This window comes from Pseudomonas izuensis (assembly GCF_009861505.1).
Lineage (GTDB): Bacteria > Pseudomonadota > Gammaproteobacteria > Pseudomonadales > Pseudomonadaceae > Aquipseudomonas > Aquipseudomonas izuensis.
The window spans coordinates 187,558-200,416 of record NZ_WTFT01000011.1 but is presented as its reverse complement, the minus strand read 5'-3'; the positions used below and the strand labels follow the sequence as shown (position 1 = coordinate 200,416).

Sequence of the window (12,859 nt, the reverse complement as noted above, 5' to 3'; positions counted from 1 at the left end):
GCGCCGCGGTGCATCAGGAAGGCCGCTATCGCTGGCAAGCCAGCTCCTACAGAGATTGTGTTTCAAGCCTGAGGTTTGATGCGATCCGCCGGCCGCCGCACCCCAGCCACAATCTTGTCCACCGCCTTGGTCGCCGCGACCATGCCGAACGTCGCCGTCACCATCATCACCGCGCCAAACCCGCCAGCGCAGTCGAGCTTCACGCCATCGCCGACAAAACTCTTCTGCAAACAAATGCTGCCGTCCGGTTTCGGATAGCGCAGCTGTTCGGTGGAGAACACGCACGGCACGCTGTAGTGGCGGGTTACGGTACGAGAGAAGCCGTAGTCGCGGCGCAGCGTGGAACGCACTTTGGACGCCAACGGGTCATTGAAGGTGCGGTTCAGGTCGCAGACCTGGATCAGCGTCGGGTCGATCTGCCCGCCCGCGCCGCCGGTGGTGATGATCTGGATCTTGCGGCGCTTGCACCAGGCGATCAGCGCCGCTTTGGCGTTGACGCTGTCGATGCAGTCGATCACGCAGTCGATGTTCGGGGTGATGTACTCGGCCATGGTCTCGCGGGTGACGAAATCCGGGACAGCGTGCACCGTGCAGTCCGGGTTGATCCCGCGCAGGCGTTCGGCCATCACCTCGACCTTGGGCTTGCCGACGGTGCTGTCTAGCGCGTGCAACTGACGGTTGGCGTTGCTGACACAGACATCGTCCAGGTCGAACAGCGAAATCTCGCCCACACCGCAACGGGCCATGGCTTCCGCCGCCCAGGAACCGACGCCCCCCACGCCAACGATCGCCACATGCGCCGCACGCAGGCGCTCGAGCCCTTCGATGCCATACAAGCGGGCGATGCCAGCAAACCGCGGATCTTCTGTACTCATGACCAACACCTCAAAAACCGGCGCGCATTATAGGGCTACCTGGCTAGAAGTTTTAGGTTTCAAGCTACAAGTGTAAGAACTTATGTGAAAGTCGATTGCCCAATGTCCGGCATTTCCCTGTCTGCTGTACGGTCAGGGAAGGCCCGGTGTAGGATGCGCGCCCTTTTGGCGCGAGCCGATCGTCCCTCGTTCCACAGCCTTTGGAACCCGAAATAACCATGTCATCGCGTAAATTTGGACTCAACCTGGTGGTGGTGCTCGCCATCGCCGCCTTGTTTACCGGCTTCTGGGCGCTGATCAATCGCCCGGTCACCGCTCCCAACTGGCCTGAACAGATCTCCGGATTCTCGTATTCGCCGTTCCAGCAAGGTCAATTCCCACAGAAAGAACAGTACCCGACCGACGAAGAGATGCGTCGTGACCTCGAGATCATGAGCAAGCTGACGGACAACATCCGTATCTACTCGGTTGATGGCACGCTGGAGAACATCCCGAAACTGGCAGAAGAGTTCGGTTTGCGGGTGACGCTGGGGATCTGGATCAGTCCGGATCAGGAACGCAACGAACGGGAGATCAAACGCGCCATCGAAATCGCCAACTCCTCGCGCAGCGTGGTTCGGGTTGTTGTCGGTAACGAAGCGCTATTCCGTAAGGAAATCACCGCCCAGGAGCTCAGCGTACTGCTTGATCGTGTCCGCGCCGCCGTGAAGGTGCCAGTGACTACGTCCGAGCAATGGCACGTTTGGGAAGAGCACCCTGAGCTGGCCAAGCACGTCGATCTGATTGCCGCGCACATCCTGCCCTACTGGGAATTCATCCCGGTGGACAAGGCCCAGCAGTTCGTTCTGGACCGCGCCCGCGACCTGAAGAAGATGTTCCCGAAAAAACCGCTGCTGCTGTCCGAAGTCGGCTGGCCGAGTAACGGTCGCATGCGCGGTGGTGCCGATGCATCGCCGGCGGACCAGGCGATTTACCTGCGCACACTGGTCAACAAGCTCAACCGCCAGGGCTTCAACTACTTCGTGATTGAAGCCTTCGACCAGCCTTGGAAAGCCAGTGACGAAGGCTCCGTAGGCGCTTATTGGGGCGTGTTCAACGCCGCGCGCCAGCAGAAATTCAACTTCGAAGGCCCGGTCGTTGCCATCCCGCAATGGAAGGTGCTGGCGGTCGGTTCAGTGGTACTGGCGCTGTTGTCGCTGACCCTGTTGATGATCGACGGCTCGGCCCTGCGCCAGCGTGGTCGTACCTTCCTGACCTTCATCGCGTTCCTTTGCGGTTCGGTGCTGGTGTGGATCGGTTATGACTACAGCCTGCAATACAGCACCTGGTTCAGCCTGACGGTGGGCATCCTGCTCGCCCTCGGCGCGCTCGGGGTGTTTATCGTATTGCTGGCCGAAGCACACGAACTGGCCGAAGCGGTGTGGATTCACAAACGGCGCCGGGAATTCCTGCCGGTGGTCGGCGATTCGAACTACCGCCCGAAAGTCTCGATCCATGTGCCGTGCTACAACGAGCCGCCGGAGATGGTCAAACAGACCCTCGACGCCCTGGCCAATCTCGACTATCCGGACTTCGAAGTCCTGATCATCGATAACAATACCAAGGACCCGGCGGTCTGGGAGCCGGTGCGCGATTACTGCGAAACCCTCGGCCCGCGCTTCAAGTTCTTCCACGTCGCGCCATTGGCCGGTTTCAAGGGCGGCGCGCTGAACTACCTGATTCCGCACACCGCCAAGGATGCCGAAGTGATTGCGGTGATCGACTCCGATTACTGCGTGCACCCCAACTGGCTCAAGCACATGGTGCCGCACTTCGCCGATCCGAAAATCGCCGTGGTGCAGTCGCCGCAGGACTATCGCGACCAGAACGAAAGCACCTTCAAGAAGCTCTGCTACGCGGAATACAAAGGCTTCTTCCATATCGGCATGGTCACCCGCAACGACCGCGACGCGATCATCCAGCACGGCACCATGACCATGACCCGTCGCTCGGTGCTCGAAGAACTGGGCTGGGCCGACTGGTGCATCTGCGAAGACGCCGAGCTGGGCCTGCGGGTGTTCGAAAAAGGTCTGTCGGCGGCGTATTACCACGACAGTTACGGCAAGGGCCTGATGCCCGATACCTTCATCGACTTCAAGAAACAGCGCTTCCGCTGGGCCTATGGCGCGATTCAGATCATCAAGCGTCACACCCGCAGCCTGCTGCGCGGCAAGGACACCGAGCTGACCCGCGGCCAGCGCTACCACTTCCTCGCGGGCTGGTTGCCGTGGGTGGCGGACGGCATGAACATCTTCTTCACCGTCGGTGCGCTGTTGTGGTCGGCGGCGATGATCATCGTGCCGCAACGGGTTGATCCGCCGCTGCTGATTTTCGCGATCCCGCCACTGGCGTTGTTCGTGTTCAAGGTCGGCAAGATCATCTTCCTTTACCGCCGCGCCGTGGGCGTGAACCTCAAGGATGCGTTCTGCGCGGCGCTGGCCGGCCTGGCGTTGTCGCACACCATCGCCAAAGCGGTGCTGTACGGTTTCTTCACCAGCAGCATTCCGTTCTTCCGCACGCCGAAGAACGCCGATAACCACGGCTTCTGGGTAGCGATTTCGGAAGCACGGGAAGAGGTGTTCATCATGCTGTTGCTGTGGGGCGCGGCGCTGGGGATCTTCCTGGTCAACGGCATGCCGAGCAATGACATGCGCTTCTGGGTGACCATGTTGCTGGTGCAGTCGCTGCCGTACCTGGCGGCGCTGATCATGGCGTTCCTGTCGTCCCTGCCGAAACCGACCGCCGAGACCGAAACGGCACCAGCGGTCTAAATCTTCACCGATGCACTAAACGGCGGCCAATGGTCGCCGTTTTGCTTTAAGATAACCGCCATTTTGCAGGCCCTGCCCTATTCCCTGTGGGAGCAATGCTTGCTCGCGATTGAGTCGACTCGGTGTAATAGAAATACCCCATCATCGTTCATCGCGAGCAAGCGTTGCTCCCACATAGAAGATCATCCGGAGTTTTTTCCATGACGGCCCACGCCGACCTTTCGCCGACCCTCCAACTCGCCATCGACCTGATCCGCCGTCCGTCCGTGACCCCGGTCGACGCCGATTGCCAGAAGCAGATGATGCAGCGCCTGGGCGATGCCGGTTTCATGCTGGAACCGATGCGCATCGAAGATGTGGATAACTTCTGGGCCACCCACGGCAAACACGACGGCCCGGTGCTGTGCTTCGCCGGTCACACCGACGTGGTGCCGACTGGCCCGGTGACCGCCTGGCAGATCGACCCGTTCAACGCGGTGATCGACGAACACGGCATGCTCTGCGGCCGTGGCGCGGCAGACATGAAAGGCAGCCTCGCGTCCATGACCGTGGCGGCCGAGCGCTTCGTCGCCGACTACCCGGATCACAAGGGCAAGGTTGCCTTCCTGATCACCAGCGACGAAGAAGGCCCGGCGCACCACGGCACCAAGGCGGTGATCGAACGTCTGGTGGCGCGCAAGGAGCGCCTGGACTGGTGCATCGTCGGCGAACCGTCGAGCACCACCCTGGTGGGTGATGTGGTCAAGAATGGCCGTCGCGGTTCCCTCGGTGCCAAGCTGACCGTACGCGGCGTGCAGGGTCACGTCGCCTACCCGCACCTGGCGAAGAACCCGATCCACCTCGCCGCCCCGGCCCTGGCCGAACTGGCCGCCGAACACTGGGATCACGGCAACGATTTCTTCCCGCCAACCAGCTTCCAGATCTCCAATGTCAACTCCGGCACCGGCGCGACCAACGTGATTCCGGGTGACCTGGTGGCGGTGTTCAACTTCCGCTTCTCCACCGAATCCACCGTCGAAGGCCTGCAGAAGCGCGTCGCCGACATCCTCGACAAGCATGGCCTGGACTGGCACATCGATTGGGCATTGTCGGGCCTGCCGTTCCTCACCGAACCTGGCGCGTTGCTCGATGCGGTGTCGTCGAGCATCAAGGACATCACCGGTCGCGAAACCAAGGCTTCCACCAGTGGTGGTACCTCCGATGGGCGCTTCATCGCGACCATGGGCACACAAGTGGTCGAGTTGGGGCCGGTCAACGCGACCATCCACCAGGTCAACGAGCGTGTACTGGCGGCCGACCTCGATGTACTGACCGAGATCTACTACCAGACCCTCGTCAAGTTGCTCGCCTGATGCTCGCTTGCCCGATCTGCAGCGAACCGCTCAATGCGGTGGACAACGGCGTGGCCTGCCCCGCCGGGCACCGCTTCGACCGTGCGCGCCAGGGTTACCTGAACCTGTTGCCGGTGCAGCACAAGAACAGCCGTGACCCTGGGGATAACCAGGCGATGGTCGAAGCCCGTCGCGACTTCCTCAACGCCGGGCACTATGCGCCGGTGGCCAGACGCCTGGCAGAGCTGGCGGCTGGTTATGCGCCGGCGCGTTGGGTCGACATCGGTTGTGGCGAGGGTTACTACACCGCGCAAATCGCCGAGGCACTGCCGGACGCCGATGGCTATGCGCTGGATATTTCCCGGGAAGCGGTCAAACGCGCCTGCAAACGCAATCCGCGACTGACCTGGTTGATCGCCAGCATGGCGCGGGTGCCATTGGCATCGGGCAGTTGCCAGTTCCTGGCCAGTGTCTTCAGCCCGTTGGACTGGCAGGAGGCCAAACGCCTGCTCAGCCCCGGTGGCGGCCTGATGAAAGTCGGCCCGACCAGCGGCCATCTGATGGAATTGCGCGAGCGGTTGTACGACGAAGTCCGTGAATACACCGACGACAAGCATCTGGCCCTGGTGCCGGAAGGCATGGCGCTGGCGCACAGTGAAACCCTGGAATACAAACTGACGCTTGCCAGCGGTCAGGATCGGGCGAATCTGCTGGCCATGACGCCTCACGGTTGGCGCGCCAGTGCCGAGCGCCGGACGGCGGTCATCGAGCAGGCGGAGCCGTTCGAGGTCACGGTCTCGATGCGCTACGATTATTTCGTACTTCAATAACGACTAATTTGGTTTTTTGAGCAACGGCTCAAGACCGGCTAAATCCGCGAATGGATTTTTCAGACACGCAGTGAGGACATCCATGCGCCAACCCGATATCGAGATTTACCTGAAAGACGCCGACGTCGACCATAAGGCGGTTTCCGCCTGGCTCGGTGCGGCATTGGGCCCATGCACCGACTGGGTCCAGAAAGGCCAGACCTACAAGTGCAAGGCCGGCAATGTGCCGGTGACCTGGTTGCCCAAAGCCGTGGGCAAATGGAACAGCCTGTACCTGGAAAGCGACCAGACCCCATGGGATGACGACATCGCCTGCGCCCGCGCCGCGTTTGCCGCGCTGAACGTCGAAGTGCGTTGCGCGCCGGGCAGTTGGGTCGAAGAAGAAGGTGAGGAGACGGCGGATCGCTGGATTCGCATCAGCGCCGACGGTGAAGAAGAGATCACCTGGAAAACGGCTTAACCCACGGCACCGCAATCCTGTGGGAGCAAGGCTTGCCCGCGATGGCGGTGTGTCAATCGACATAATGTTTACTGACACACTGCCATCGCGGGCAAGCCTTGCTCCCACAGGGTTTTGTATGATTTGTAGGCTGGTTTAAAGCCCTACAACATCCTCAGCCTGCAAGCCCTTCTGCCCTTCCACCACCCCGTACTCGACCTGTTGGCCTTCGGTCAGCGAGCGGTGGCCTTCACCGCGAATCGCGCGGTAGTGCACGAACACATCCACCCCATCTTCGCGCTGAATGAAGCCGTAGCCCTTGGCGTCGTTGAACCACTTCACGTTGCCGGTTTCACGTGTTGCCATCTGTTCATACTCCTTTTTTATTATTGATCGGGCTTTTCGCAGGAAAGCCTCGGGAACGTCAGCCTGCACATGCCGTCCCATAAAGGGCTACGGCGACAGAGCGCCGAGTATATGTCAGACATTTAATCTCTCAATAGCACTTTGATTGCCGCTTTTTTGCCGATTTTCGGCGAATCCGGCACACTATCCAGCTCCCGAGCAAACGCTCGGTTTTATTCACTCAAGCAGATGCCGTATGACCCGTTCCCCGCTCCGCCGTCTTGTGTTTGGCACCCTGCGCCGACTGTTGTACCTCTGGGTTCGCTCGGAAACGATCAACCAGTCGTCGTTCACCCTCAACCTCGACCGCAGTCGCCCGGTGTTCTACGTCCTGCAAAACCCTTCGCTGACCGACCTCGCCGTGGTCGACACCGAATGCAGCAAGGCCGGCCTGCCGCGCCCGGTGCTGCCGGTATCGGTGGGTAACCTGCTGGAACCGGCGGCGTTCTTCTACCTGACACCGGACCCGGACTGGCTCGGTCGCCAGGACAAGCGCGGTGCACCGCCGACCCTGACCCGCCTGGTCAGCGCCCTGAGCCAGAATGCCGCCGAAGATGCGCAGATCATCCCGGTCAGCGTGTTCTGGGGTCAGTCGCCGGACAGCGAGTCGAGCCCGTGGAAATTGCTGTTTGCCGACAGTTGGGCGGTCACCGGGCGACTGCGCCGGCTACTCAGCATCATCGTGCTGGGACGCAAGACCCGCGTGCAGTTCTCCGCACCGATTCACCTGCGCGAGCTGATCGAGCACAACAAGGGCCACGAACGCACGGTGCGCATGGCCCAGCGCATCCTGCGGGTACATTTCCGCAACCTGAAAGCCGCCGTGATCGGCCCGGACATTTCCCACCGGCGCAATCTGGTCAAGGGCCTGGTCAACCAGCCGCTGGTCAAACAAGCGATCCTCGACGAGGCCGAGCGCGAACACATTTCCCCGGAGAAAGCCAAGACCCAGGCCTTGCGCTACGGCAACGAGATCGCCTCGGATTACACCTACACGGCGATCCGCTTTATGGAAGTGGTGCTGAGCTGGTTCTGGAACAAGATCTACGACGGCATCAAGGTCAACAACATCGAAGGCGTGCAGAAGGTCGCCCCGGGTTACGAAGTCATCTACGTACCCTGCCACCGCAGCCACATCGACTACCTGCTGCTGTCCTACCTGCTGTTCCGCAACGGCCTGACCCCGCCGCACATCGCCGCCGGGATCAACCTGAACATGCCAGGCATCGGCGGTCTGCTGCGTCGTGGTGGCGCGTTTTTCATGCGTCGCACGTTCAAGGGCAACCCGCTGTACACCTCGGTGTTCAACGAATACCTGCACACGCTGTTCACCAAGGGCTTCCCGGTGGAGTACTTCGTCGAGGGTGGCCGTTCGCGCACCGGGCGCATGCTGCAACCGAAAACCGGGATGCTGGCGATCACCCTGCGCAGCTTCCTGCGCTCCTCGCGCGTGCCCATCGTGTTCGTGCCGGTGTACATCGGTTATGAGCGCGTACTGGAAGGCCGCACTTACCTTGGCGAATTGCGCGGGGCGAGCAAGAAGAAAGAATCGATCTTCGACATCTTCAAAGTCATCGGCGCGCTCAAGCAGCGTTTCGGCCAGGTGGCGGTGAACTTCGGCGAGCCGATCAAACTGGCCGAGTTCCTCGACAGCGAACAGCCAGACTGGCGCAAACAGGAGTTCGGCCCGCAGTTCAAGCCCGCTTGGCTCAACGAAACCACCAATCGCCTCGGGGATAAAGTCGCGCAGCATCTGAATGAAGCGGCCGCGATCAACCCGGTCAACCTGGTGGCGTTAGCGCTGCTGTCCACCAGCCGTCTGGCCCTGGACGATCGCGCCATGGCACGGGTCCTCGATCTGTACCTGGCGCTGTTGCGCAAGGTCCCGTACTCACCGCACACCACGTTGCCGGACGGTGACGGTCGAGCGCTGATCGAGCATGTGAAGGACATGGACCTGCTCTCCGAGCAGAGCGATGCCCTGGGCAAGATTCTGTATCTGGACGAGCAGAACGCCGTCCTGATGACCTACTACCGCAACAATGTGCTGCACATCTTCGCCTTGCCGGCGCTGCTGGCGAGTTTCTTCCAGAGCGCGTCACGCATGAACCGCGAACAGATCCTGCGTTACACCCGTGCGCTGTACCCGTACCTGCAAGCGGAGCTGTTCATACGCTGGTCGCTGGACGAGCTGGACGCGGTGATCGATCAATGGCTGGAAGCGTTCGTCGAACAAGGCCTGCTGCGCTTCGAGAACGACGTGTACCTGCGCCCGGCCCCAAGCTCGCGGCACTTCGTGCTGCTGACGCTGCTGTCGAAAAGCATCGCCCAGACCTTGCAGCGCTTCTACATGACCGTTTCCCTGCTGCTCAACAGCGGCCAGAACAGCATCAGCGCCGAAGAGCTGGAAGACCTGTGCACGGTCATGGCCCAGCGCCTGTCGATCCTGCACGGCCTGAACGCCCCGGAGTTCTTCGACAAGAGCCTGTTCCGCCACTTCATCCAGACGATGCTCGATCTTGATGTTCTCAAGCGCGACGAGGCCGGCAAGCTGGGCTATCACGAACTGCTCGGCGAACTGGCCGAAGGCGCGGCCAAACGGGTGTTGCCGGCGGAAATCCGCTTGTCGATCCGGCAGGTGGCGTTGCATCGCGTTGAAGATGCGGCCGATCAACCCGCTCAAACCGTCTAGATTGATCAGGGCGCCAGGCGGTTCTGGCGCCCCCAGACATGGAGATAGTCCGATGAAAAAACTGTCCCTGATCGCGGTCGCCGTGCTGCTGACAGCTTGCCAGCACCCACCTGCGCCCAAGGCAACCCTCAACGGTGAAGTCTTCTATCTGCAACGCATTGCGCTGCCGCCCACGGCCGTCCTGAGTGTCAGCCTGCAAGACATCTCACTCGCCGATGCCCCTGCCAAGGTTATCGATGAGCAACGCGGACCGGTCAAAGGCCAGGTGCCCTTGCCGTTCCACCTCAGCTACGACCCATTGCAGATCGAGCCCAACCATCGTTACTCGGTGAGCGCTCGCATTGAGGTCGATGGCAAACTGCTGTTCATCACCACTGAGAATCACGCCGTGCGGCTGGACGGCACCGATCCACAGCCATTGAAGGTTCGCGTCGACGCGGCCCGCTAAGTGTCTTTTTGAAAAAGGAAGTTGCCATGCTCCGCCCTACCCTCCGTTTTGCCGGCCTGTGTGCAGGCCTGATGATTTCCGCGAGCGCTCTGGCGCTGTCCCTCGCTGACCTGTCGCAAAAAGACGCCACCGGTGGCCTCAAGGATGCCCTGACCCAAGGTGCTCAACTGGCCGTGAAACAACTCGGCACACCGGGCGGTTTCAGCAACAACCCGGACGTGAAAATCGAACTGCCTGGCAAACTGGGCAAAGTCGCGAGCAAGATGAAACAGTTCGGCATGGGTGATCAGGTCGATGAGCTGGAAGCCAGCATGAACAAAGCGGCGGAAACCGCCGTTGTCCAGGCCCAACCGATCCTCGTGGATGCGGTGAAGAAAATGACCGTCGATGACGCCAAGGGCATCCTCAGCGGCGGCAATGATTCGGCCACCCAATACCTGAACAAAACCAGCCGCGAACAGATCCGCGCCAAGTTCCTGCCCATCGTCAAGCAAGCCACCGACAAGGTTGGCCTGGCCCAGCAGTACAACTCGTTCGCCGGGCAAGCGGCGACCATGGGCGTAGTGGATGCAAAAAATGCCAACGTCGAAAACTACGTCACCGAGCAAGCGCTCAATGGCTTGTTCGAGATGATCGGCAAACAGGAAGAAGCCATTCGCAAGGACCCGGCGGCGGCGGCGACCAGCTTGGCGAAGAAAGTCTTCGGTACGCTCTAACCCTCACCGCAAAACCCTGTAGGAGCGAGCGAGCAAGCCCGCTCCCACAATGGTTCAGGCAGCCAATCCAGGTCGTAGAAAAAACACCCACTCACGCCCCAGCTTGCGCTTCTCAAACAACTCCAGATCAACCAACCCATTCAACGTGGCCGACGCCGTGTTGTACGAACATCCCAGGTTCTCCTTCACATTGACCGCCGTAAACTCCTTGGCCACCCCACTCTTGGCCACCTGATAAACCGCTCGCTGCCTTGCGGTCAGCCGGTCGAAAAAGCCAGACTCAGACAACCAGCGATCAAAGCTCTCGGCATTCACCAGACTTTTCCTATATGCCTCGGTAAAACTACTGACAGCACGCAGCACCACTGAACACTGGAAATCGATGAAATACGTCAGGTCCAGGTCATCCGCTTCGCTATTGAGATAGGAGCGCCCGTACTTCACCGGCGCATTGCGCAGCAAGACGCTGATGGCGATATAGCGAAACGCCGAGAAGTCATTCTTGAACATGAACCAGTAGAACAACGCCCGTGCGACGCGGCCGTTGCCATCACGAAAAGGATGTTCATACCCCAAGGCAAAATGCAGGGCGATGGCCTTGATCAAAGGATGTAAGTAGTTGCCTTGATTGGGATCGTCATGAGACTGATTGATCCACTTCGACAGCACCCGCAAACGCGAGGCGAGCCCTGAAGCGGGAGGTGGCACATGAACCGTATTGCCCTGGCCATCCTGCACCACCACCTCATCGTTGACCCGCAGATTCCCCGGCGAATATTGCGCGTCATCAATACCTGATACGCCAACGCGATGCAGTGCCGCGATCAGTTCAACACTCAGCGGCTCGTAACGCTTTTCCCAGGCGAAATTCATCATCTTGAAATTGCCGATCACCATCCGCTCATCCGGTGTACGCGGCAGTCGATGGCGTTTGAGCATGTCCTTGGCCACCCGAGTGGTGGTCGCTGCACCTTCAAGCTGACTGCTGCTGATGGCTTCGTCTTCGATCAGATCGTTGAGCAGATAGCTGAAATGCGCGCTTTCGCTGATTTGGCTGGTCATGTACTCCAGCGCGGCCGTCGTCGTTTGACGGTCCACGGAGGAAATCGCTTTTTGCGCCAATGGCGTTAGTACGAAGTTGCCCCATTGCACAGGCTCACCCAATGGCAACAGGCTGGAGTACTGCGCTGTTCGGGCCTTCTTGACCAAGGCCCAGCAAAGATTCGGATCCAGCCCCGGCGCCCAGCGATAGCGCAAATCATTGAATGGCAGGTAGCGCCCTTGGTCGTCCAGGGGCTTGAGTAGAGCGAGGTAATCCGAGAGGCGTTCCTTGTGCGGCGACTTTGTCAGCAAATCAAAAACCGGGTCTGACCTCCCCTTCAGCATGGGTGGCTTTTTCATTGGCGCTGTCTCAAAAACTCGTGAAACCGAGTTTTGAGTACAACAAACGAACCCCCCTTGTCTCAATATCGGACGCTTCTGAAATAGTTGTAGGAGCTGCCGCAGGCTGCGATCTTTTGATATCGAAAAGCAGAATCAAAAGATCGCAGCCTTCGGCAGCTCCTACGGGGGTCGGTTTGATTCAATGAGCTATGGCTGCGGATCGAGCTGATCGAGTACGCGGTTCACCGATAGCTGTGCCAGGACGATCATCTGCTGAATACCGAGGATCAGATTGCATGTCGGGCCGGTGAAGCTGGAGGACAACTCGGTGGCCATGACATTGGCCGAGGCCAGGGTTTCATAGGCGTGGACCAGGAGTGTTTCTGAGGTGACATCGGGGTTGATGGCGAAAATCGGACAGGGGCGGTAGTTGGTTTTCGTCGGTTGTACTGGATTTGTGTCTGGGGGATTTGGGCTGTGTTTAATCATGGTGTAGCTCCTGAAGTAGTGGAGCTGCCACTGATCGCTGCGAAACGAAAATTAGGTGGCAGCTGTACGCAGGTTCGCAGACCGGGACTTCAGGCGCCCGGCATACCCGAAGGTATCCCGCGCACAACCGCCATGACACAGGCATAAAAAAGCGCCCGCTTTCGGATGGTGGACGCTGTGCGCCTGAAGTTTAACCGGGCTGCGAAACCCAGTCGCTGCTTTTTGCAGCGACGATCAAAGGCTAGAGATCGTGCGTCCTAGGGACAACCTGAAAGTCTTGTGGGAAGGTTCTGAATGTTTTGATTGAGCGATAAACATCATTGACTGTGGGGTCGCCTTCGCTGGCAAGCCAGCTCCTACAGGGGGTTGGGTAGATCTGCAAAATCCAGGTCGGCTGTCAGGCCGCCTCGCGTTGCTTTTGCTTTTGATCTTCTTGCCCCA

The 12,859-nt window shown here is 59.9% G+C and carries 11 protein-coding genes; 7 read left to right on the top strand and 4 right to left on the bottom strand.

The window, feature by feature from the left end; genetic code table 11:
• Positions 1–62: 62 nt before the first annotated feature.
• Positions 63–875 carry a tRNA cyclic N6-threonylcarbamoyladenosine(37) synthase TcdA gene (gene tcdA, locus GPL81_RS11340; RefSeq protein ID WP_425502559.1) on the bottom strand — a complete coding sequence of 271 codons (813 nt, stop codon included), beginning with the start codon at positions 873–875 and terminating at the stop codon, positions 63–65.
• A 218-nt stretch (positions 876–1,093) separates the two neighbouring features.
• Here tcdA and GPL81_RS11335 point away from each other — a divergent pair, with 218 nt between their 5' ends.
• The 4 genes from GPL81_RS11335 to GPL81_RS11320 all read left to right on the top strand — a co-directional run bounded on the left by GPL81_RS11335 (position 1,094) and on the right by GPL81_RS11320 (position 6,306).
• Positions 1,094–3,685, top strand: a complete 2,592-nt coding sequence (locus GPL81_RS11335; protein ID WP_160106795.1) for a glycosyltransferase — start codon at positions 1,094–1,096, stop codon at positions 3,683–3,685.
• 200 nt (positions 3,686–3,885) lie between these two features.
• Positions 3,886–5,037 carry a succinyl-diaminopimelate desuccinylase gene (gene dapE / locus GPL81_RS11330; RefSeq protein ID WP_160106794.1) on the top strand — a complete coding sequence of 384 codons (1,152 nt, stop codon included), beginning with the start codon at positions 3,886–3,888 and terminating at the stop codon, positions 5,035–5,037.
• Complete coding sequence (locus GPL81_RS11325; RefSeq protein ID WP_160106793.1) at positions 5,037–5,846, top strand: putative RNA methyltransferase; 810 nt, start codon at positions 5,037–5,039, stop codon at positions 5,844–5,846. The genes dapE and GPL81_RS11325 overlap by 1 nt, the downstream gene beginning before the upstream one ends.
• Positions 5,847–5,928: 82 nt before the next feature.
• Entirely contained in the window at positions 5,929–6,306 is a 378-nt protein-coding gene (locus GPL81_RS11320; protein WP_103394411.1) for a hypothetical protein, read from the top strand.
• Between the two features lie 135 nt (positions 6,307–6,441).
• On the opposite strand, the gene GPL81_RS11315 is transcribed toward GPL81_RS11320, so the two are convergent.
• Positions 6,442–6,651, bottom strand: a complete 210-nt coding sequence (locus tag GPL81_RS11315; RefSeq protein ID WP_096513181.1) for a cold-shock protein — start codon at positions 6,649–6,651, stop codon at positions 6,442–6,444.
• A 235-nt stretch (positions 6,652–6,886) separates the two neighbouring features.
• Between GPL81_RS11315 and plsB the strand changes: the two genes are divergently transcribed.
• The 3 genes from plsB to GPL81_RS11300 are packed head-to-tail and all read left to right on the top strand — an operon-like array spanning position 6,887 to position 10,546.
• Positions 6,887–9,382, top strand: coding sequence for a glycerol-3-phosphate 1-O-acyltransferase PlsB (plsB, locus tag GPL81_RS11310; protein WP_160106792.1), 2,496 nt, complete (start codon positions 6,887–6,889; stop codon positions 9,380–9,382).
• 52 nt (positions 9,383–9,434) lie between these two features.
• Positions 9,435–9,830, top strand: coding sequence for a YbaY family lipoprotein (locus GPL81_RS11305; protein ID WP_160106791.1), 396 nt, complete (start codon positions 9,435–9,437; stop codon positions 9,828–9,830).
• A 26-nt stretch (positions 9,831–9,856) separates the two neighbouring features.
• Entirely contained in the window at positions 9,857–10,546 is a 690-nt protein-coding gene (locus tag GPL81_RS11300) for a DUF4197 domain-containing protein (RefSeq protein ID WP_160106790.1), read from the top strand.
• Positions 10,547–10,600: 54 nt separating this feature from the next.
• Here GPL81_RS11300 and GPL81_RS11295 read toward each other — a convergent pair whose 3' ends face one another.
• Together GPL81_RS11295 and GPL81_RS11290 are read right to left on the bottom strand one after the other, a co-directional pair.
• Positions 10,601–11,947 carry a Fic family protein gene (locus GPL81_RS11295; protein WP_160106789.1) on the bottom strand — a complete coding sequence of 449 codons (1,347 nt, stop codon included), beginning with the start codon at positions 11,945–11,947 and terminating at the stop codon, positions 10,601–10,603.
• Between the two features lie 189 nt (positions 11,948–12,136).
• Positions 12,137–12,418 (bottom strand): DUF6124 family protein, encoded by a 282-nt coding sequence (locus GPL81_RS11290; RefSeq protein WP_160106788.1) that lies wholly within the window; start codon positions 12,416–12,418, stop codon positions 12,137–12,139.
• Positions 12,419–12,859 lie beyond the last annotated feature (441 nt).

Bases quoted from the DNA above. Each gene is read 5' to 3' on its own strand.
- GPL81_RS11325 (WP_160106793.1), top strand. From the start codon at position 5,037: ATGCTCGCTTGCCCGATCTGCAGCGAACCGCTCAATGCGGTGGACAAC.
- GPL81_RS11335 (WP_160106795.1), top strand. From the start codon at position 1,094: ATGTCATCGCGTAAATTTGGACTCAACCTGGTGGTGGTGCTCGCCATC.
- GPL81_RS11320 (WP_103394411.1), top strand. From the start codon at position 5,929: ATGCGCCAACCCGATATCGAGATTTACCTGAAAGACGCCGACGTCGAC.
- GPL81_RS11315 (WP_096513181.1), bottom strand. From the start codon at position 6,651: ATGGCAACACGTGAAACCGGCAACGTGAAGTGGTTCAACGACGCCAAG.
- GPL81_RS11295 (WP_160106789.1), bottom strand. From the start codon at position 11,947: ATGAAAAAGCCACCCATGCTGAAGGGGAGGTCAGACCCGGTTTTTGAT.
- GPL81_RS11290 (WP_160106788.1), bottom strand. From the start codon at position 12,418: ATGATTAAACACAGCCCAAATCCCCCAGACACAAATCCAGTACAACCG.
- GPL81_RS11305 (WP_160106791.1), top strand. From the start codon at position 9,435: ATGAAAAAACTGTCCCTGATCGCGGTCGCCGTGCTGCTGACAGCTTGC.
- GPL81_RS11300 (WP_160106790.1), top strand. From the start codon at position 9,857: ATGCTCCGCCCTACCCTCCGTTTTGCCGGCCTGTGTGCAGGCCTGATG.
- plsB (WP_160106792.1), top strand. From the start codon at position 6,887: ATGACCCGTTCCCCGCTCCGCCGTCTTGTGTTTGGCACCCTGCGCCGA.
- dapE (WP_160106794.1), top strand. From the start codon at position 3,886: ATGACGGCCCACGCCGACCTTTCGCCGACCCTCCAACTCGCCATCGAC.
- tcdA (WP_425502559.1), bottom strand. From the start codon at position 875: ATGAGTACAGAAGATCCGCGGTTTGCTGGCATCGCCCGCTTGTATGGC.